This window comes from Sorangium sp. So ce117 (assembly GCF_051524395.1).
Lineage (GTDB): Bacteria > Myxococcota_A > Polyangia > Polyangiales > Polyangiaceae > Sorangium > Sorangium cellulosum_B.
The window spans coordinates 11,346,863-11,367,753 of sequence record NZ_CP150309.1; the positions used below are offsets into that span (position 1 = coordinate 11,346,863).

A 20,891-nucleotide genomic window follows, 5' to 3' on the forward strand; every position below is an offset into this window, starting at 1 on the left:
GCGTGGAGCGCAGCAGGCGGGACGGGATGGGACGGATCAGGACGCCCTCCCGGTGAGGAAGGCTCAGGAAGCCGGGTAGACCGACACCTGCTTCTTGGTGTTGGACTTCCACTCGTACGTGACGACGCCGTCGACGAGGGCGAAGAGCGTGAAGTCGCGGCCGGTGCCGACGTTGTGGCCGGCGTGGATCGAGGAGCCGACCTGCCGGACCAGGATGTTGCCAGCGCGCACGGGCGCCCCGGCGTACACCTTGACCCCACGGCGCTGTGCGCTTGAGTCGCGGCCGTTCCTGGAGGAGCCGCCGCCTTTTTTGTGAGCCATCTCTACTTCTCCTGCTAGGCGGTGATGCCGGTGATCTTGAGCTCGGTGTACGGCTGGCGATGGCCGTTCTTGCGGCGGTAGTTCTTCCGCCGCCTGAACTTGAAGACCACGATCTTCTTGCCGCGGTCCTGCCCGGTGATCTCGGCAGCGACGGAGGCGCCGCTCACGAGGGGCTTGCCAATCTTGGGCGAGTCACCGGCGACGAGGAGCACCTCGCTGAAGGTGACCTTGTCACCGGCATTGCCGACAAGCTTCTCAACCCGGAGCTTCTGACCTTCGGCGACTCGATACTGCTTGCCGCCCGTCTTGATGACCGCGTACATGGTGCGTCTTCCTCAACCTGGGGACCGCGATCCCTCGCCATACGTCACGCAAATGGCCCTCGATCGGAGGGCCCGGTGAGCGCGGGAGCGGCAGTATACGGACCTTCTCCGGCTTGGCAAGTGGTTCGCAGCGGCGTCGCCCAGGTTCTTCGCAGGAGCGACGCCCGCGGCCTCCGGGCGTGGGCAAGGCCCTGGAAAGCCCCTGGCAAAGCGCAGCCGGGACCGCGCGCCCGGTCGCGGCGCGGGTCGCGCTCGCCGCTCGTCGCGTACCGCGCGCCTGTTTCGCCCTCACGCCTTGGTGAAGACGAACTTCTCGTCGACCACGTCGACCTGCATCGTCTGGCCGGGCTGGTACCCGCCGGCGAGGATGGTCTCGGCGAGCGGGTTCTGGAGCTCGCGCAGGATCGCCCGCTTCAGCGGGCGAGCGCCGAGGCTCGGCTCGTAGCCGAGCTCGACGAGCCGGGCCTTCGCGGCGTCCGTGAGGGCGAGGCGGATGTCCTTGTCCGTGAGCAGCTGCTCCAGCCGACGGAGCTGGATATCGACGATGCCCCGGAGGTCCTCCTTGCTGAGCGCCTTGAAGACGACGATGTCGTCGACCCGGTTCAGGAACTCGGGGCGGAAGAACCCGCGCAGCTCCTCGAGCAGGACGTCGCGGATCGCCTCGCGCCCGTCCTCCGTGGTCCAGAGCTTGGCGTCGGTCTCGAGCACGCGCTTCGACCCGATGTTCGAGGTCATGATGACGACCGTGTTCGAGAAGTCGGCGAGCCGCCCGCGGCCGTCGGTGAGCCGGCCGTCGTCGAGGATCTGGAGCAGCAGGTTGAACACGTCCGCGTGGGCCTTCTCGACCTCGTCGAACAGGAGCACGCTGTACGGCCGGCGCCGGGCGGCCTCGGTGAGGAAGCCGCCCTGCTCGCTGTCCGCGTAGCCCGGGGGCGCCCCGATCAGGCGCTGGGCCATGTGGCGCTCCATGAACTCGCTCATGTCCATGCGCGTCAGCGCCTGCTCGTCGTCGAACAGGAACTCGGCGAGCGCCTTCGCGAGCTCCGTCTTGCCGACGCCGCTCGGGCCGAGGAACAGGAACGAGCCGATCGGCTTGCCCGGATCGCGCAGGCCGACGCGCCCGCGGCGCACCGCCTTCGCGATCGCGCGCACCGCCTCGTCCTGACCCACCACCCGCTGCGCGAGCCGCGCCTCCATCTTGAGGAGCTTCTCGGCTTCGCCCTCGAGCATCTTGGCCACCGGGATGCCGGTCCAGTCGTTGAGCGTCGCCGCCACGTCCGACTCGCCGACGACGTTCGAGGTCGGCGCGACCCCCTCCCGCTGCGCGGCCTCCTCCGCGGCCTGGAGCCGCCGCCTGATCTCCGGGAGCGTGACGTGCTCGAGCTCGCCGATCCTGGCGAACGCCTTGTCGCGCTGGGCAGCCTTCAAGGCCTCCGTCGCGGCGACGAGCTCCCGGCGGATGGCCTGGCACGCCGCGATGACGCCGCGGCGCGACGCGTTGCGGCTGCGCATCGACGACGCCTTCGGCTCGATCTCCGCGAGCTCCGCCTCCAGGCGCGTTCGGGTCTGGACGCTGAGCTTGTCCTCGTCGTCCGCGAGCGCGGCGATCTGGGCGCGGAGCGCGTCGACACGCCGGGTCAGCGTGTCGAGCTCGGCCGGCACGCCGTCGACCTCCACCCGCTTGCGGGCGGACGTCTCGTCGAGCAGGTCCACCGCCGTGTCGGGGAGCGCGCGATCCGAGATGTACCGCTTGGCCAGCGCGACCGCCGAGGTGATAGCGCTCTCCCCCACCCGGACGCGGTGGTGGGCCTCGTACTTCGTGGCGATCCCGCGCAGGATCTCCGTCGCCTGATCGATGCTCGGCGCCTCCAGCGTGATCGTCGAGAACCGCCGGATGATCCCGGGATCGCGCTCGTTGATCTTGCGCACCCCCTCGGGCGTCGTCGTGGCGATGATCCGGATCTCCCCGCGCGACAGGAGCGGCTTCAGGAGCTCGCCCACGCCGGCGCCCTGCACCCCCTGGCCGAAGAGCGCGTCGAGATCCTCGACGACGAGGATGCTCTCCGCGTCCTGCTCGCCGCGCAGCCGATCGACCAGGACCTTGAGGCGCTGCTCGATCTCCCCGCGGAGCTTCGCGCCGGCGACGAGCGCGCCGGTGTCGAGCTCGTAGAGGTGGGCGCCCGCGAGGTTCGTGGGCACGTCGCCGTGCGCGATCCGGTCGGCCAGGCCCCGGATGAGCGCGGTCTTGCCCACGCCGGGCTCACCGACGATGAGGGGGTGGTTTTTGAACCGCCGCTCGAGGATCTGCAGCAAGCGGCGCGCCTCGACGTCACGGCCGATGACCGGGTCGAACCGCCCTTCGCGCGCGTCGGCGACGAGGTCCCGCGTGTAGGGCGCGGGTTGACCCGGCTCGGCCGCGTTGGCCGGCGCGGGCGAGGGCTCCCGCGAGGCCGCCTCCAGCGCCCCGAGGTGCGGCCGGAACGCGCCCGGACCGATACCGAACGAAGAGAGGATCTCCCCGGCAGGCCCGCGGATCTCCTGGGCGAGCGCGTGCAACAGGTGCTCGATGCCCACGTTCTGCGACTTGTCCCGGGTCGCCTCCCGCTCGGCGCGCCCGAGCAGATCGAGCAGGCGAGGGCTCACGTACGCAACACCGCTGCTGCCCGCCCTGGACAGCTTCTTCAGGGCGTTCTCGGCGAGCTGGAGCACCTCGTTCGGGTCGGCGCCGGCCCGCCGAAAGACCTCGGACACGCCCCGGTCGCGCTCCAGCAACCTCATGAGCAGGTGCAGCGGCGTGACCTCCGCGTGCTGGCGCTCGTCCGCGATCTGCTGTGCGCCGGCGACGACCTGCTTCGCGTCGCCGGTATAGCGATCGAGGTGAATCGTGCCCTCTTTCTCGGCCATGCGCGCAGCCTACCGCAAGGTGGAGCCCTGTGCGCTTGCATCTTTGGCCTGCCCGGGAAAGGAAAGAGGACGAGATGCCCATGCAAGCAGCCGAAGTCACCATCTACGTCACCGACTACTGCCCATACTGCGCCATGGCGAAGCGTCTGCTGACGCAGAAGCAGGCGCGCTTCACGGAGATCAACGTGGAGAACCGCGATGACCTCCGCGCCTGGCTCGTCAAGGCCTCCGGGCAGCGGACGGTTCCTCAGATCTTCATCAATGGAGCCAGCATCGGCGGATTCAGCGACCTCTCGGCCCTGGACAAGGAGGGGGGGCTCGATCCGCGCCTCGGCGAGGCGCCGAGCGCGGACGCACCGCCCATGCCGCGCTGAGGCGGATGAGGGTGGCTGAGGTACGACGGAGAATCCTCGTCGGACGCACCCCTCGAGCCCCGCCGGCGAAGGTGCACCCCGGCGTGAGGAGGTGATAAGCTGCCGCGCGGGGACGGGGCGCAGCTTTCTTTGATGCGGTTCGTCCAAAGGGCTTCACGGGCTTCGTCCGCTTCCCCCCCACGTCGAACCGCCATGCCTAGCAGCACCGACACCACCGCCGCAGCGACCCAGCTGGTCGAGGGGGCGCTCGTCGGAAAGCGGGTTCAGAAGTACGAAATCGTACGGACGATCGGGCGTGGCGGGATGGGCACGGTCTACGAGGCGGTGAATACCGCCATCGGCAAGCGCGTCGCGATGAAGTTCGTCGACGCCGATCTCGCGCAGAACAAGGACGCGGTGGCACGGTTCCACCGCGAGGCGCAGGCGGCGAGCGCCGTCGAGAGCGCGCACATCGTCGAGATCTTCGACGCCGGCTTCGCCGACGACATCCCCTTCCTCGTCATGGAGCTGCTCCGCGGCGAGGATCTGGGCCACCGCATCCGGCGCTGCGGCAGGCTCGATCTCGGCGAGGCGCTCCACGTGACCGCGCAGCTGCTCCGCGGCCTCCACCGCGCCCACGAGGCGGGCATCGTCCACCGCGACCTCAAGCCGGACAACGTCTTCCTTGTCGACCGCGACGACGACCCGAACTTCGCCAAGATCCTGGACTTCGGCATCTCGAAGGTGCGCCGCGCCGACGGCGCTCCGGCCCACACGTTGACCCGGCAGGGCACGGTGCTCGGAACGCCGTTCTACATGTCGCCGGAGCAGGCGCAGGCGATGCCCGACGTGGACGGCAGGACGGATCTCTGGGCCGTCGGCGCGATCCTCTACGAGTGTCTCACGGGACACCCGCCGCACAGCGGCGGCTCGTACGAGCAGGTGATCGTCAACATCTGCATGAAGGACGCCCTCGACGTGCGGATGAGCAACCCGGCCGTCCCCGAGCCGATCGCGCGCGTGATCGCGAAGGCGCTCACGCGGGACAGGGACGCGAGGTTCTCCTCCGCGCGAGATTTCCTGGACGCCCTCGTCGCCGGCGCCGGCGGGCTCCTCGCGTCACGGCGCAGCTCGAGCGACGAGCTCGGAGCGCACACGACGAGCGCTCCTGGCGCCCTCGGGCAGACGCCGGCGAAGCAGACACCGGGTGATCCGAGCATCGGGCTGGATCCGACGCTCGAGGTGCACGGGAGCGGCTCGAAGGTGGGCTGGTCGAGCAGCGGGCCCACGGGCGCGCGCGGCCCGCGGCGACTCGCGTTCGCCGCGGTGGCGCTTGTCGCGCTGGTTGGCGGGCTCGCCGGCGCGGTCCTTCACGCGCGCCGCTCGCCGGAGGCGGGCACGGTGGCCACCGCGCCTGCGCTGCCCACCCAGGTCTCCGTCGAGCTCCGGACGAACGCCGAAGGCGCCCTCTTCACCGTCGACGGCGCGGCGCTGGCCGACCGCACGCTGCGCGGCCGCACGGGCGAGACGAAGCGTGTGCGCATCGAGGCCTCCGGCTACACGCCCGTGGACAAGGAGGTGACGCTCCAGGACGGCAACTCCCCGATCGACGTCCTGCTCCACCCGCTGCCGGCGGCCGTGACACCGGCGCCGCCTCCGGCCGAGGCCACGACCGCGGCGCCCGTCGCGCTCGCTCCGGCGCCCAAGGCCGAGCCCAGCCCGAAGAAGGCGACGGCGCTCCCCTTCGCGGCCCGCCCCAGGGGCGCTGGCGCCGGGGCGAAGGCCGCCGGTCCGGCGCAGGCCGCCCCGGCGGTCGCGACGCAGAAGCCGGCGGGGGTCGCGGCTGGTTTGCAGCTCAAGGTCGACTGAGGCGGGATTGGGCAGATCACACGGACGACTCACGCTGGCGCTCTGCGCCGCGACGCTCGGCCTGGCCGTGCAGCTCTCGCCGGCGCTCGCGCAGGTCGAGCCGTACCGGCAGCACATGGAGAACGGCATCAAGCTGTTCCAGGACAGGAACTACCGGGCCGCGGTCGTCGAGTTCGAGGCGGCCTACAAGGAGAAGCCGAAGGCCAGCCCGCTGTTCAACATCGCGCTCGCCGAGAAGGCCCTCTTCAACTACCCGAGGGCCATCGCGGCGCTCGAGCGCGCGCTCGCGCAGCACCGCGACACGATGGATGAGGGCGACGAGAAGACGGCGCGCAGCGCCATCGAGGAGATGCGCGCGCTCCTCGCCCATCTCACGATCGAGCTCAGCCCACAGACCGCCACGCTGATCATCGACGGCGAGGAACAGCCCCCCTCGTCCTCGGGGACGCGGGTCGTGGAGCTCGGGCCGGGGGTGCACCGCATCGGCGCGCGCGCCGAGGGGCACGCGAGCGCCGACGAGAGCGTCACCGTCGTGAGCGGCGAGCGCGACAAGAAGGTGAAGCTCGCGCTGGTCCCGGACAGAGCCCCCGCGCCGCCGGCGGCGCAGCCGTTCACGCCGCCCCTGCCCCCTCCGCCGAAGCCGGTGCCCCTCTCGCTCCCGCCGCAGGGCTACTATGTGATCGGCGCCGCGTCGTTGCTCTGGCCGCTCGGCCACCCGAGAGCCTTCCCGGCGCCGGAGGCGAACAGCGGCGGGGCTGGCTCGATCCGGGTGGGATACCGCGTGAACACCCCCGCGGCGTTCGACGTGATGCTCCAGTACGCGAACATCGCGACCGGCTCGGACGACCCCGCTTACCCGAACGCCAGTTACACGCTCGGCTCGACGCGCCTCGGGCTGAACGTCCGCCTGATGACCCCTGGGCAGACCTGGCGGTTCGTGGGCTCGATCGGGGGCGGTCTCACCTACGATTCCGTGAAGTTCGACAGCATCAAGACGCAGGACGGAGACATCTGCAAAGGCCTGTGTCAGAAGGCCGCCGGGGTGAACGCGTTCGTGTTCTCCGAGGTGGGCGTCGAGCTGGACCTCGGGGGCGTGCTCCTCGGGTTCTCGCTCGACAGCTACTTCCAGTCGTCGCGCGGCATCAGCTACAAGAACCGCGACGAGGACGACGTCACGCTCTACTCGGCCGTGCTGCTGCAGCTGGGAGGCAGCTTGCACGCCGGCTATGCGTTCTGGTGATCGGCCTCTGCCGATCCCGACCGCTCGTTCCATCCTTGTTCTGCCGCTTGACGGATGTATCCTCGCACGCCCTCGCGGTGAGCCGTAGAGGTTCGCCGCGCTCTCCAGCGGAGAGCATGGGCCGGGGATCGGCTGCTGCCGTCCTCTGCAATCGTGTCAGCCGGGGATCGGCTGCCGCCGTCCCCTTCAACGTCGGCCGGGGATCGGCTGCCGCCGTCCCCTTCAACGTCAGCCGGGGATCGGCTGCCGCCGTCCCCTCAAGGGGTGACCATGTCGCAGGATGCCATCACGTCGTTGCTCAAGGAGACGCGCCGGTTCGAGCCGCCGGCCGAGTTCTCGCGTCGTGCGCGCGTCGGCGCGCAGGCGACCTACGAGGCGCTCTACCGCGAGAGCATCGAGCAGCCGGACGCGTTCTGGCGCCGGGAGACGAGCGACCTCGTGTTCCGCACGCCGTGGACCACGACCAGCGACTGGTCCTTGCCGCACGCCAAATGGTTCCTCGGCGCCACCCTCAACGTCACGGAGAGCTGCCTCGATCGACACCTGACGACGGCCACCAAGAACAAGGCCGCCATCATCTGGGAAGGTGAGCACGGCGCCACGCGCACGTTGACCTACGCCCAGCTCCATCGCGAGACGCTGCTGCTCGCCAACGCGCTCAAGCGGCTCGGCATCGAGAAGGGGGACCGGGTCGCGATCTACATGGGCATGGTCCCCGAGGTCGCCGTGGCGATGCTCGCCTGCGCGCGCCTCGGCGCGGTGCACACCGTCGTGTTCGGCGGCTTCGCCGCGGACGCGCTCCGCGACCGCATCCACGACAGCCAGGCCAAGCTCGTCATCACGCAGGACGGCGCGTACCGGCGCGGGCAGGTCGTGCCGCTGAAGGCGACCGTCGACAAGGCGCTCGCGCAGCCGGAGGCGAAGAGCGCGACGCGCGTCGTCGTGTACCAGCACCTCGGCAAGGAGCGCTGCGAGGTGCAGATGACGGAGGGCCGCGACGTCTTCTGGCACGATCTGCTCGCCGGGGCCGCCCCCGCCTGCGAGCCGGCGATCGTCGACGCCGAGCACCCGCTCTTCATCCTCTACACGAGCGGCTCGACCGGGAAGCCCAAGGGGGTGCTCCACACGACCGCCGGCTACCTGGTCGGCGCGTACGTCACGACGAAGTACGTCTTCGATCTGCGTGAGGACGACGTCTACTGGTGCACCGCCGACGTCGGCTGGGTGACGGGCCACAGCTACATCGTGTACGGCCCGCTCTCGAACGGCGCGACGTGCCTCATGTACGAAGGCGCCCCGAACTTCCCCGACTGGGGCCGCTTCTGGCGGCTGATCGAGAAGCACGGAGTCACCATCCTCTACACCGCCCCCACGGCCATCCGCGCCTTCATGCGGCAGGGCGACGAGTGGCCCGCGAAGAGCGATCTGTCGAGCCTCAGGCTCCTCGGCTCGGTCGGCGAGCCGATCAACCCCGAGGCGTGGGTCTGGTACCACCGGACCATCGGCGGCGGCCGCTGCCCGATCGTGGACACCTGGTGGCAGACGGAGACGGGCTCGATCATGATGACCACGCTGCCCGGCGCGTCGTCCTCGAAGCCGGGGTCGACCGGGCTGCCGATGTTCGGCGTCGTGCCCGAGGTCGTGACGAAGGACGGCAAGCCCGTCGCGGCGGGCGAGGGCGGGCTGCTCGTCCTGAAGCAGGCGTGGCCGTCGATGCTGCGCACGGTGTGGGGCGACGACGAGCGCTTCCGCAAAACATACTTCAGCGACGTCGAGGGCTGCTACTTCACCGGCGACGGCGCGCGCCGCGACGAGGACGGCTACTTCTGGGTCGTCGGTCGCATCGACGACGTGCTGAACGTGGCCGGCCACCGCATCGGGACGGCCGAGATCGAGAGCGCGCTCGTGTCTCACCCCTCCGTCGCAGAGGCGGCCGCGGTCGGTCGCCCGGACGACCTCAAGGGACAGGCGCTCGTGGTGTTCGTCTCGCTCCGGCCGGGGGTGAAGGCCGGGCCGGAGCTCCAGGCAAAGCTCGGCGAGCACGTCGCCAAGGAGATCGGCAAGTTCGCGCGCCCCGACGCCATCCGCTTCGCGGACGCCCTGCCGAAGACCCGCAGCGGCAAGATCATGCGCCGGCTCCTGAAGGACGTCGCCGCTGGTCGAGAGCTGACCGGCGATACCTCGACGCTCGAGGACCTGAGCGTCATGGCGAAGCTCCGCCAGCAAGAAGAGGAGTGAGCCCCGCGGCGGCGCAGGGGCGCGGCCGTGCCCCTGCGACCGACGCGAAGGCGCCGCGCGCGACGGCGCAGCGCCTGCTCCTCGGCGGAGGGGAGGAGAACCTACGGAAGAGCTCGATCCTGCGGCTCTTCTGCCGCGCTCGGCCCTGGGAAGAGCGACGGCGGCCCACGACCGGCATCCCGCGGCTTACGGTCGGATCTCCTCGTTCGCGCCGGAGAATTTGATCCTCTGCATCGTCGCGGAGGATACTCTGGGGCGAGGGCGCGCTTGGAGCTCGAAGCTGGAACCGTCGTTGCGAACCGGTATCGCATCATCCGCCAGCTCGGCCGCGGCGGCATGGGTGAGGTGTTCGCCGCGGAGAACATCCGCACCGGCCGTCAGGTGGCGATCAAGCTCCTGCGCGCCGAGTCGAAGGCCAAGTCGTCCGCGGCCGAGCGGTTCCGGCGCGAGGCGCGCGCCGCGGGATCCATCAACAGCGATCACGTCACCGAGATCCTCGACGTCGAGGAGGACCCCGATCACGGCATCGTCCTCGTGTTCGAGCTGCTCGAGGGCGAGTCGCTGATCGATCGGCTGAAGCGGACGGGACCGATCGATTTCGAGGAGCTTCACCCGATCATCGAGCAGGTCTGGATGGGGCTCGCCGACGCGCACCGCGCCGGGATCATCCACCGCGATCTGAAGCCGTCGAACGTGTACATCGAGGCGCGCCCCGACGGGTCGAAGCGGGTCAAGATCCTCGACTTCGGCATCTCCAAGCTGCCGAAGGAGATGGGAGCGGAGACCCTGACCGAGATGGGCCAGAGCCTGGGCACGTTCTCGTTCATGCCGCCCGAGCAGATCGGCAAGGCGAAGACGGTCGACCACCGCGCGGACATCTACGCCTGCGCCACGATGATCTACCAGTCGATGAGCGGCCAGCTGCCTTACCAGGCGCGCAACCTGCTCATCATGGTCGAGATGAAGCAGAAGACCGACGCGCGGACGCTGGCCGAGGCGATGGACGGGCCCGTCGACCCGCGCCTCGAGGCGTTCCTCGCGAAGGGGCTGGCGCGGGAGCCCGCGGACCGCTTCCAGAGCGCGCTCGAGGGGCTCACCGCCTGGCGGGAGCTGCGGCCGGCGAGGAGCTCCAGCCATCCGGTCAGCGGCTCACCCGTCTCTACGCTGCCGGCAAGCAGCGCCTCCGGCCATGCGCTCAGCTCGCCCATCCCGCCAGCGCACCCGAGCTACAAGCCCCCGTCGTCCGGCGCGGTCAAGCTCCCGGTGCCGCCGATCGACCCCATCTTGATCCGCACGGCGACCGACCCGGGGGCGCAACCGCGGGTCGAGACCGGGGTGCGCCCGCACGGCGAGCCTGAGCGGCCGGCCCACCCCCTCGGGCAGCCGCCGCTCACGCAGAACGAGGGCCAGCTCCCGCCGTACATGCCCGGCGGGCGCGCGCCGGGCGTACAGACGGCGGTGGCGCCCGTCCAATGGACCGGCCCGAACGGCACCATGGTGCTCAACAACGCGGCCCGAGAGCTCGTGCCCCCGCTCGTGTCCCACCCCGTGACGCCGCGGACGCTCCCGGATTTCTCCGAGGACAGCTCGGGCGGGTCGACGACCAGCCAGGGTCCGACGCTCGTCTACAGACCCGTGCGGCCAAGCATGGGCTCGGCGAGCCTGGGGCCTGCCACCGCCGGTGAGCCAGAGCCGATCGAGCAGCGGCCTCCGGCGCCGCCTCCAGCGCGGACGCTTCGAACCATCGTCTATGTGCTCGCGGCGATCCTGTTCGCCGTCGTGGGCTTCCTCCTCATGGGGTATGCCCTCGAGTACCTGGACATGCCGAAATAGGCCGCGCGCAGCGGCTCCGCGTCAGACGTGCCGCTCTCCGCCGCGCGAGCGCGCCGCGGCCGGCGCGGCTCACGGCACCGCGTCCGCGGCGCGGCCCTGGGCCGGTGAGCGCCCGGCGGGCAGCGCGATCCGGAACCGCGTTCCCCCCGCCGCGCGCGGCTCGCACGAGATCGTGCCGCCGTGCGCCTCGATGATGTCCCGCGTGACCGCGAGCCCGAGCCCCGTGCCGCGCTGCTTCGTCGTGAAGAAGGGGTCGAAGATCGACGCGCGCAGCTCCTCCGGTACGCCGGGGCCCGTGTCGTCGACCGCGATGGTCGCGGCGCCGCTCGAGAAGCTGACGCTCACGACGATCTCGCCGCCCTTCGGCATCGCCTCGCGCGCGTTGCGGAGCAAATTCAGGAGCGCCTGACGGATCTGCGACTCGTCGAGGAGGATCTCGGGCCCCGCCTCCTCCACCTCGACACGAACCGCGACGCCGGCGCGGTCGAGCTCGGGCCTCACGAACGCCACCAGCTCCTGCACCAGGTCGTCCACCCGCTCTGGCTCCACGCGCGGGCGGGGGCGGCGGGCGACGCTGAGGTACTGCTCCGCGATGCGAGACAGGCGATCCACCTCGGCCCGGATGGCGGTGACGAGCTGCGCCGACTCCTTCATCACCGGCCTGAGCTCCGCGTCAGGGGTGTCCGCGGCGGAGGCGCGCGCCACCTCCTCCTCGAGCAGCTCCAGGTTCAGCCCGATCGACGACAGCGGGTTCCTGATCTCGTGCGTGACGTGCGCGGCCATCTTCCCGATCGCCGCCAGCCGCTCGGCGTTCACGAGCTCGGCGCGCGCGCGGCGGATCGCGGCGACCATGTCCTCGAACGTCGTCGCGAGCTCGCCGATCTCGTCGTTCGTCGCGAGCGCCTGCTTCGGGGTGAGGTCGCCGCGCGCGACGGCGTTGGCCCGCTCGGTGACCGCGGTCAACGGGGCGAGCACACGCCGCGCGTACAGCGACATCATCACGCCGACGAGGAGCGTCAGTACGCCCAGCCCGAGGAGCAGGTGCATCGAGCGCTCCTCGCGCAGCTCCGCCTCGTCGGTGAGGCTCGCCATTTGCCCCTCGACGCGGCTCCTGATCGCCCGCAACCGCTGCGCGCCCTCGACCTCTCGCTTGACCAGCTCGTCGCGCGTGCGCTCGGCGAGGTCGCGGTCGCCGACGGCGAGCGCCTGGAAGAGCTGGGCGAACCGCTCCGGGCTGGCGCCGACGAGCCGCTCGATCGCCGCCACCTCGGCCGCGACCTCGTCGCTGAACCGGCGGACGCCGGACGACGCGGCCGCCTGCCCGACGCGGGCGTCCCCGCCGGTCGCCTTCTCATCGGCGCCGGCGAGCGCCCGGGCGGCGTCCTTGACGATCGAGAACGCGAGCGGGCGGGTCCGCCTCGCGGTCTCGATCCACTCGCGCACGTCCCCCGGGTTCTTCGCGGCGGTGATGTGGTTGAGCTGGGCGTTGAAGACGTTCTGCTCGGCCAGGACCTCGCCGATGCGGAGCAGCAGCGGGACGTACCCGGCGCGCAGCAGCTGGGCGTCGCGCGAGGCTGCCCGCAGCGCCTGGACGCTCCAGCCGACGGTCAGCGCGAAGGCGGCGAGCACCACGAGGTAGCTCGCGAGGAGCCTCCCCGCGACCGTGCGCCGCTTCTGGGGCGCGCGCTCCTCCGGCCCCGCGGCGCCGCCACGCGCCTCGTCCGCGGCTGGCGGCGGCGCGGTCATCGCGGCGCGACGGCCCGCGCGACGAGGCTCGCGAGGTCCTCCGCCGGCTCGCCCCGCGTCCTGAACCGCTGGAGGCTCTGCGCGCAGTGCGTCACGAGCAGCCCGCCACCGAGCGCGCGGTGCTCCGCGATCCTGGCGTCGGCGATGGCGGCGGACGACGCGGGACGCGTGGCGGGCAGGAGACCGCCGCCGCCGCTGCAGTCGGCGTGCTCGCGGCGGTGGATGAACTCCTCCGGCGGGCGCCCCGTGATGCGGGCGAGGATCTCCCGGGGCGCGTCATAGCGATCGAGGCCGCGCCCGAGCTGGCAGGGATCGTGGTAGCGCACCCGCCGCTCCGACGCCGATCGCTGCAGCCTGTCGAGCGACGAGCGCGCGAGATCGACGAACAGCTCCGGGGCCTTCACGCTCACCCCCGCGCGCGGGTACTCGACGCGCACGGCGCGCGCGCACCCGGGATCGACGGCGACGAAGCGCCCCCCGGGCGCGACCTCCGCGGCGAGCCGCCGCGCGGCGGCCTCGAAGCCCGGGCGATCGCCGGCGTACAGCAGCGGCAACCCGCAGCAGGCGCGCACCGGGCGGGCCGGGGCGCCCGTCAGCGCCTCTGTCGCGTCGAGCGCGTCGCGGGCGACGTCCGGCGCGTGACGCTCGTAGCCGCAGCCGAGCAGCACGTGGACCGCGTCGGGCGCGGCCGCGGCCGATCGAGAGCGCGCGTCGAGCTCACCGGCGCGGCCCTCCTCGCGGGCCGAGAAGCGCTCCGCCACGCGCCTGGCCCCCTCCGGCGCGAGATCGCGCGCGAAGAGCTCCGCGCGCGCGTCCGTCAGCACCGTGGCCACCTCGTTCTTGTGATCGCAGCGCTCGCGGCACCCGAAGCACGCGGAGCACGCCCAGGCCGGATCCGCGTGACCTGCGTCGAGCGGCACGTCGCCGCGCGCGGCGAAGTACGCCATCGACATCTTCCCCCACGGCGTCACCGTCTCGTTCGCCTCGACGTTCGACACGGGGCAGGCGGCGCGGGAGAGCTTGGGGCAGTAGACGCACTTCTCGAGCGACGTCCGGTGCGGCTCGAGGAGCTTCAGGCGGAGCTGGGACACCGTTCGAGTCTCTCCATCGGGTGCGCCTCGCGCAAGCGGCGGGAGCGCGTCAGGCGCCCGAGCCGTTGCTGGACGAGCGTCGGCCCCGCTCGTTCACGGGGGTGACGGGAGCTGAGCCCGCCGGCCTGCGGCGGGGGATGCCCTCGTGAACGACCGGCGCGACGCTCGCGCCCGCCTTGGTCGCCGAGCCGCCGTCCGTCGACACCAGCTGGGGCTGCCCCCCTGCGGTCCCGGGAGACCGCGACGGCGCGCTCTCCTGGGGCAGGCGGATGGTGAACTTCGCGCCCTTGTCGGACGACGCGACCGTGATCGTCCCGGCGTGCTCGTCGACGATCTTCTTCACGATCGCGAGCCCGAGGCCGGTGCCGCCGCGCTTGCCGGAGGTGACGAACGACTGGAAGAGGCGGCCCTGGATCTCCTTGGGGATCCCCTTCCCGGTGTCCGCGACGCAGATCGCGAGGTCGCCCCCGTCGCGGTAGGCGCGGATCGTCACTGTGCCCCCGCCTGGCCGCATCGCCTCGACCGCGTTGCGGACCAGGTTGTGCAGGAGCCGCGTCATCTTCGCCTCGTCGAACCGAGCGGTCCCTCGGTCCTCGAGCTCCAGGGACAGCGAGATGCCGGTCCCGGCGAGCTCGTGCTCCAGCTGCTTCTCGATGTCGCCGAAGAACTTGGTCAAGTACACCTTGCGCACGAGGATGCTCCGCTCGCCGCGCGCGAACTCCAGCACCTCGCGCTGCATCGCGCTGATGACGTCGAACTGCTTGAGGATCAGCCGCGCGTGGTCCTCCCTCGTCGCCGCGTCGGGAGCGCCGGCCATGAGCTGGACGTAACCGCTGATCACCGTGAGCGGCGTGCGCATGTCGTGCATCACGCCCGAGAGCAGGCGCCCGATCGTGGTGAGCCGCTCGCTCTGCTCCCGCTCAAGGCGCGACCGGAACAGGCGCAGCGCGGTCGACGCGTTCGCCGACACGAGCCGCAGCAGCGCGCGATCGTCCTTCGAGAAGCCGTGGGGGTTCCTGGAGTTGTAGAGGGCCATGGAGCCGATCGGCACCGCGTCCTCGCCCTCGAGCGGCACGGCGATCGCCGTCCTGAGCTCCGCGCCGACGAGCTGGGCGAGCCGCGGCGACACGAGCGTGTCGTCCGGCTCCCGGCCCCCGCCCTCGCGCGAGAAGAACACCGCCTCGTTGTTCACCATGGCGCGCCCGACCACCCCTTCGCCGCGGCGCATCGCGATGCGCTTCACCGCCGGCCCCGGGGGGGCCACGCCCACGACGCCCTCCGGCTCCTCTCCGAGGGCGGGCGCGCGGGGCGGCTCGCTGCCCCCGTCGAACGCCGCGAGATCGAAGAAGTAGAGGAACAGCCCGCCCTCGATCTCGTCGACGAGCATCCCCCCCGCCCGCGCCTCGCACGCCCTGCCGGCCTCCGTGATGACCGCGCGCGCGAGGTCCTCCATCGTGGTCGCGCGACCCATCGCGCTCTCGAGGTCGAAGAGCAGCTTGAGGTCGCTCACGCGGTGCTCGAGCTGCTCCTTCGTCTCCACGAGTTGCGTGTTCTTCTGGATCACCGAGAGGAACAGCCGCGAGTTGTCGATCGAGACGGCCGCCTGCGTCGCCAGCGCGCTCAGCAGCTCCTCGTCATGGACCGAGAACTCCCCTTCCCCGTGCTTGTTCAGGACCTGGATGACCCCGATGGTCCGGCCGACGTGGTTCTTCATCGGCGCGGCGAGGATCGAGCGGGTGCGGTACCCCGTGACCTCGTCCCAGTCGCGCTGGAACCGGCGATCCCGGTAGGCGTCCTTCACGCGGACGGTGCGCCCCATCTTGGCGACATGGCCCGCGATCCCCGCGCCGACGGGCAGCTCGATCGCGCGCGCCTCCTCGCCGATGATGATGCGCGACAAGAGCCGCTGCCGCTGCTCGTCGAGCAGGTAGAGGGTGGCTCGGTCCGCGTCGAGCAGCTCGGTGATCTTGTTCAGGATCAGCGCGAGGAGCTGGTCGAGATCCAGGGTGCTGCCAAGGGCTAGCCCGACATCCCGGAGCGCCCGCACCGTCTTGTCGGCGTGGGCGAGGCGCGCCTCGAGCTCCTGTACGCGAGCCTGCAGCGCCTTCGTGCGTTGTTCCGCCTTCGCGGTCACCAGGAGACGCTAACACGACTTCGCCCGGAGGAGCGCGCGCGCGGGCCCCTGCGCGGACCGTTCGCGTGACAGAGAGCGCTCCCGACGACCGCCGGGAGCGCCCCTAGGACGTGCCGTTACTGGTTCATGCTCTCGAGGAATTCCTGATTGGTCTCGGTGCGGCTCACCTTGTCCAGGAGGAATTCCATCGAGTCGATGACGTTGAGGGGGTGCAGCAGCTGGCGGAGCAGCCACACGCGCTGGAGGATCCACTCCGGCAGCAGCAGCTCTTCCTTGCGGGTCGCGCTCTTGTTGATGTCGAGGCAGGGGAAGATCCGCTTCTCCATCAGCTTGCGATCCAGGTGGATCTCGCTGTTACCCGTGCCCTTGAACTCCTCGAAGATGACCTCGTCCATGCGCGAGCCCGTGTCGACGAGCGCGGTGGCGACGATCGTCAGCGAGCCGCCCTCCTCGACGTTGCGCGCGGCGCCGAAGAACCGCTTCGGCTTGTGCAGCGCGTTCGAGTCGACGCCGCCGGAGAGGATCTTGCCGCTCGGCGGGACGACCGTGTTGTACGCGCGCGCCAGGCGGGTGATCGAGTCCAGCAAGATCACGACGTCGTGCTTGTGCTCGACGAGGCGCTTCGCCTTCTCGATCACCATCTCGGCGACCTGCACGTGCCGCGTCGGGGGCTCGTCGAAGGTCGAGCTGATCACCTCGCCCTTCACGGTGCGCTGCATGTCGGTCACCTCCTCCGGGCGCTCGTCGATGAGCAGCACGATCAGCGTCGTGTCCGGGTGGTTCGCGGAGATCGCGTTGGCGATCTGCTGGAGCAGCACCGTCTTGCCCGCGCGGGGCGGCGAGACGATGAGGCAGCGCTGCCCCTTCCCGATGGGGCAGAGCATGTCGATGATGCGGGTCGAGAAGCTCTTCGTCCCGTTCTCGATGTTGAACTTCTGCTGCGGGTAGAGGGGCGTGAGGTTGTCGAACAGGATCTTGTCGCGCGCGACCTCGGGGGGCTCGCCGTTGATCTTGTCGACCTTGAGCAGCGCGAAGTACGCCTCGCGCTCCTTCGGCGGCCGGATGGAGCCGCTCACGCTGTCGCCGGTGCGGAGGTTGAAGCGCCGGATCTGGGACGGCGAGACGTAGATGTCGTCCGGACCCGGCAGGTAGTTGTAGTCCGGCGCCCGGAGGAAGCCGAAGCCGTCGGGCAGGCATTCGAGCACGCCCTCGCCGTAGACCGGCTGGTCCTGCGCCGCGTGGGCCTGCAGGAGAGCGAAGATGACCTCCTGCTTGCGCAGCCCGGCAGCGCCCTCGATGTTGAGCCCCTTCGCCATCTGGACGAGCTCGGCCATCGGTTTCTGCTTCAGTTCCCTGAGGTGCATGAGTCGGAAAGCTCCAGGATGCGACGGCGCGTGCCCTGTCAAGGGCGTGGAGGCCGCCGGTCGTTGGTTTTTGTTGGGGGGGGTCTAGCGGGTCGGACCCGAGGCGGGGCCGAGCATGTCGTCGATGTCGGCGGGTCGCCAGAGGGAAGAGGGCTCGCCTCGCAACCGGCGCCCCTCACGTTCATGTCGCTCGATCGGCGGGCTGTGCTTGCCGATCGGGCGGCGACTCTATCAAGCGCGTCTGCTCTGTCAATGCGCGGCGGGGGGCACGGACGATGCGCGCGCGTCGTGGGGCGCGGCACGGACACAGGTCGCCCGCGCCGTCCGTACGAAGAACGGCGCGGGCGAACTGCCCGTGGCTCCCAGGTGCTGCCTGAAGTTGCCTCCCCCGGAACGCGCGGCTAAGTCAAGCTGGTTCCATGGGGCTCAAACAGGTTCAGCTGTTCGTCCGCGGTCGCGTCCAGGGCGTCTTCTTTCGTGCCTCCACGCAGCGCGAGGCCAAGCGGCTCGGCCTCACCGGCTGGGTGAAAAACCGCTCCGACGGCAGCGTCGAGGTCCTCGCCGAGGGGGAGGAAGACGAGCTGAAGGAGCTCATCGCCTGGGCGAACCGCGGCCCGAGCGCGGCGCGGGTCGAGCGCGTCGACGTCCGGTGGCGGGGCTTCTCCGGCGATTTCTTCGACTTTCGCATCACGGATTGAGGCGCTTGGCACGTCACACGTCGGATCCGAGGGGCGCAGGCGCGCGATCGGCGCGGCGACGCACGCCGGCGTGCGCGTGGCTCGTCCTGATCGGCCTGCTCGCAGGGGCGCCGCTCGCGACGCCTCCGGCGCGCGCCGCCGGCGAGCGCGACGCGGGCACTTCCGCGCCGGCCTCCTCCGCGCTCCCCGAGCTCCCGCGCCTCGCCCCGATCGTCCGCCCGGAGCCTGACATCTCCGCGGTCCGTGAGCTCGACCGGATACTCGACCAGATCACGTCGGAGGACGCGCGCTCGCGGGAGAACGCCCGCGCGGCCCTCGATGAGCCGATCCCCGGCATCGTCGATGCGGTGCGGCTGCGCATTCAGGACATCCGCGGCTCGCTCGATCGGAACGCGGCGCCTCGCGTGCTCGCGGACGCGCGCAGAGAAGCCCGCAAGGCGATGAAGGGGGAGGACGAGCGCGACGGCAACAAGAAGAAGACTGCAGACGCGAAGGCCGACAAGGGCGCGAAGAAGGGCGCCGGCGACGCGAAGAAGGGCGCCGGTGACGCAAAGAAGAGCGCCGGTGACACGAAGAAGGACGCGAAGGCCGAGCAGGGCGCAAAGAAGGACGCCGGCGACGCGAAGGGCGCAAAGAAGGACACCAAGGCCGACCAGAGCGCCAAGAAGGGCGCTGACGACGAGAAGGACGAGGGGGACTGGCTGGATTTCATGCTGGCCGCGGCGCGGCCGCGGGACAGCGCGTGGCGCGATGTCGTCAAGCTGCTCGCGATGGAGCGGATGCTCGCCGCTGCAGGCTCGACGCCTGCGGTCCGCGAGCTCATCGCGCTGCACGCCTATTTCGGCGAGCTGCTCCGCATCGATCTCCAGCGGCAGGTGGCCAAGCTGCGCGACAAGGCGGTCCCCGCGCTGATCGAGGCGCGCCAGCACGACGCCAAGATCGTACAGCGGTGGGCCAACAAGCAGCTCGACCTGCTCGGCCGGGCGATCCCCGGCGAGGCGATCGCGTCGAATGACACGCAGATCCTGGCCGACGTCCTCCGCGCCTACGGCCGCGTCCGGGACGTGGACGCCGTGCGCGTGATCCTGAGCTTCTGCAACAGCGACCGCGCGCGGCTGCGCGACGCCGCGCGGGAGGCGATCTCCGCGATCGGCGAGCCCGGCATCTGGCAGCTCCGCGACGCCTACCTGGACCTCACCGGCGCGAAGCCGCCGCGCGAGTGGTCGTGGGACCGTGTCGCGCGCGAGCTCTTCGGGACGTACGATCGCGCGCGCCTCGCGGAGGTGTACAAGCTGATGGACGAGGGCGTCGCCGCGGCGAGCGCGGGCAAGCCCGCCGAGGCGACCGACGCGTTCGACAAGGTGCTCGCCCGCGCGCCGCTCTTCGAGCGCCGCAAGGAGATGGTGGACGCCTACGTGGAGCGGGCGCGATCGCTGTCTGCCGACCGGCGCGACGACGCGCTCGCCATGCTGCGCAAGGCGCTGCGCCTCGACGCGGCAGGCGAGCGCGCGAAGAAGATCGAAGCGGAGATCGCCTACCTCGAGGGCGCGCTCCTCATCGAGCGCGGCACACCGGACAAGTTCGTGCTGGAGCGTGCGATCGAGCTCGATCCATCCCACGCCGGCGCGAGGGCGGCGCTCGCCTCGCTCGGGGACAAGATCGCGGAGCGGAAGAGCCAGACGAACCGCCACATCGCCGCGGGAGCGGTAGGCCTCGCCGCGGTGCTCTCGATGTTCTTCATCGCCCGGCGACGGAGCGCGCCGTCGCCCGCTCGAGCGCAACCCGGCACCGTTCCTCCGCCCCCGCCGGCGTCTCCTGCCTCGGCGCCATCCCCTCCGCAGCCGACCGCATCACCGGCCTCGGCGCCGCCCCCGCCGGCGTCTCCTGCATCGGCGCCGCCCCCTCCGCAGCCGACCGAATCACCAGCTTCGGCGCCGCCCCGAAGGCAGGACAGCGCCGTTCCTTCGCAGCCCCAGATGTCTCCCGAGCCGGCCCCATCCGCCGCCTCGAAGGCGGACCCCGACCTGCCAGCACAGCCTGTCGAGGAGGCGGAGCCGCGGAGCGACGACGCCCCTGAAGCCGGCGCGCGCGACCGCTGAGCCGTCGCGAGCGCCAGGCCCACGCAGCGGCCGGCCCCTGAGCGCCGGGCTCACAACGCAGAAACGCCGGGCGAGCTGAGCGCTCTCCCGGCGTTCTGTCTGCGGCTGTGCCGGCGCCGCACGGCGCCGGCCTGGTTCCGGCTCAGCCGGCGGTCGTCGCCGGGGTGGCCGGCTCCGCCGCGGCGACCGGCTCGGCGGCCTGCGCAGGCGCGTCCGCGACCGGCGGCGCGTCGATGAACTCGATGAGGCTCATCTGCGCGCAGTCACCGCGGCGCGGACCGAGCTTGATGATCCGCGTGTAGCCGCCCGGCCGCCCCTCGAAGCGCTTCGAGAGATCGATCATCACCTTCGCGATGATGTCGACCTTCTTGCCGTCGGTCGCGACCCCCCAGCGAGGGATGTAGCTGCCCACGAGCCGCTCGGCGTGGAGCCGGCGCGCTCTGTCGCCGGGGCTGAGCTCCCCGTGCGCGGTGTACGCGACCTTGCCGAGCCGCGTCGCCTTGGTGATGAGCCGCTCGGCCACGCGCCGCAGCTCCTTCGCCTTGGCGTCGGTCGTCTCGATCCGCTCGTGGGTGATCAGGTTCGCCGTCAGGTTGCGAAGCATCGCCCTGCGGCTGGAGGTATCCCGACCAAACTGCCTGCCCGCTTTCTTGTGACGCATGACGTTCCCTCAGTACC

The 20,891-nt window shown here is 71.1% G+C and carries 15 protein-coding genes; 7 read left to right on the forward strand and 8 right to left on the reverse strand.

The genetic code is table 11. From position 1 onward, the window contains the following. Positions 1 to 63: 63 nt before the first annotated feature. The 3 genes from rpmA to WMF46_RS42555 all read right to left on the reverse strand — a co-directional run bounded on the left by rpmA (position 64) and on the right by WMF46_RS42555 (position 3,548). On the reverse strand, positions 64 to 321 hold the full coding sequence (rpmA, locus tag WMF46_RS42545; RefSeq protein ID WP_272102141.1) for a 50S ribosomal protein L27: 258 nt from the start codon (positions 319 to 321) through the stop codon (positions 64 to 66). 14 nt (positions 322 to 335) lie between these two features. Then, entirely contained in the window at positions 336 to 644 is a 309-nt protein-coding gene (gene rplU, locus WMF46_RS42550) for a 50S ribosomal protein L21 (protein ID WP_437546502.1), read from the reverse strand. Positions 645 to 932: 288 nt separating this feature from the next. Continuing rightward, positions 933 to 3,548 carry an ATP-dependent Clp protease ATP-binding subunit gene (locus WMF46_RS42555; protein WP_437982467.1) on the reverse strand — a complete coding sequence of 872 codons (2,616 nt, stop codon included), beginning with the start codon at positions 3,546 to 3,548 and terminating at the stop codon, positions 933 to 935. Positions 3,549 to 3,628: 80 nt separating this feature from the next. On the opposite strand from WMF46_RS42555, the gene grxC reads away from it, so the two are divergent. The 5 genes from grxC (at position 3,629) to WMF46_RS42580 (ending at position 11,081) form a co-directional block, all read left to right on the forward strand. After that, positions 3,629 to 3,922, forward strand: coding sequence for a glutaredoxin 3 (gene grxC / locus WMF46_RS42560; RefSeq protein WP_044966993.1), 294 nt, complete (start codon positions 3,629 to 3,631; stop codon positions 3,920 to 3,922). Between the two features lie 192 nt (positions 3,923 to 4,114). Continuing rightward, the gene (locus tag WMF46_RS42565; protein ID WP_437982468.1) at positions 4,115 to 5,770 is read left to right on the forward strand and encodes a serine/threonine-protein kinase; all 1,656 of its coding nucleotides are present in this window, start codon (positions 4,115 to 4,117) and stop codon (positions 5,768 to 5,770) included. Positions 5,771 to 5,777: 7 nt separating this feature from the next. After that, positions 5,778 to 7,010 carry a hypothetical protein gene (locus WMF46_RS42570; RefSeq protein WP_437982469.1) on the forward strand — a complete coding sequence of 411 codons (1,233 nt, stop codon included), beginning with the start codon at positions 5,778 to 5,780 and terminating at the stop codon, positions 7,008 to 7,010. Positions 7,011 to 7,280: 270 nt separating this feature from the next. After that, positions 7,281 to 9,248, forward strand: a complete 1,968-nt coding sequence (gene acs, locus WMF46_RS42575) for an acetate--CoA ligase (RefSeq protein WP_437982470.1) — start codon at positions 7,281 to 7,283, stop codon at positions 9,246 to 9,248. A 267-nt stretch (positions 9,249 to 9,515) separates the two neighbouring features. Continuing rightward, complete coding sequence (locus tag WMF46_RS42580) at positions 9,516 to 11,081, forward strand: serine/threonine protein kinase (protein WP_437982471.1); 1,566 nt, start codon at positions 9,516 to 9,518, stop codon at positions 11,079 to 11,081. A gap of 69 nt (positions 11,082 to 11,150) precedes the next feature. Here the strand turns inward: WMF46_RS42580 and WMF46_RS42585 are convergent, their stop codons facing one another. The 4 genes from WMF46_RS42585 to rho all read right to left on the reverse strand — a co-directional run bounded on the left by WMF46_RS42585 (position 11,151) and on the right by rho (position 17,416). After that, positions 11,151 to 12,827, reverse strand: coding sequence for an ATP-binding protein (locus tag WMF46_RS42585; protein WP_437982472.1), 1,677 nt, complete (start codon positions 12,825 to 12,827; stop codon positions 11,151 to 11,153). Then, positions 12,824 to 13,918: a (Fe-S)-binding protein gene (locus WMF46_RS42590; protein WP_437982473.1), complete on the reverse strand. Its 1,095-nt coding sequence runs from the start codon at positions 13,916 to 13,918 to the stop codon at positions 12,824 to 12,826. Before WMF46_RS42590 ends, WMF46_RS42585 begins: the two co-directional genes overlap by 4 nt. Positions 13,919 to 13,967: 49 nt before the next feature. Beyond that, complete coding sequence (locus tag WMF46_RS42595) at positions 13,968 to 16,052, reverse strand: GAF domain-containing protein (protein ID WP_437982474.1); 2,085 nt, start codon at positions 16,050 to 16,052, stop codon at positions 13,968 to 13,970. A gap of 116 nt (positions 16,053 to 16,168) precedes the next feature. Then, positions 16,169 to 17,416, reverse strand: coding sequence for a transcription termination factor Rho (gene rho / locus WMF46_RS42600; protein WP_012240541.1), 1,248 nt, complete (start codon positions 17,414 to 17,416; stop codon positions 16,169 to 16,171). A 419-nt stretch (positions 17,417 to 17,835) separates the two neighbouring features. Between rho and yccX the strand changes: the two genes are divergently transcribed. Next, the gene (yccX, locus tag WMF46_RS42605) at positions 17,836 to 18,114 is read left to right on the forward strand and encodes an acylphosphatase (protein WP_012240542.1); all 279 of its coding nucleotides are present in this window, start codon (positions 17,836 to 17,838) and stop codon (positions 18,112 to 18,114) included. Between the two features lie 5 nt (positions 18,115 to 18,119). Continuing rightward, positions 18,120 to 20,213, forward strand: coding sequence for a hypothetical protein (locus WMF46_RS42610; protein WP_437982475.1), 2,094 nt, complete (start codon positions 18,120 to 18,122; stop codon positions 20,211 to 20,213). 142 nt (positions 20,214 to 20,355) lie between these two features. Here the strand turns inward: WMF46_RS42610 and rplQ are convergent, their stop codons facing one another. Next, the gene (rplQ, locus tag WMF46_RS42615; protein ID WP_012240544.1) at positions 20,356 to 20,874 is read right to left on the reverse strand and encodes a 50S ribosomal protein L17; all 519 of its coding nucleotides are present in this window, start codon (positions 20,872 to 20,874) and stop codon (positions 20,356 to 20,358) included. Positions 20,875 to 20,891 lie beyond the last annotated feature (17 nt).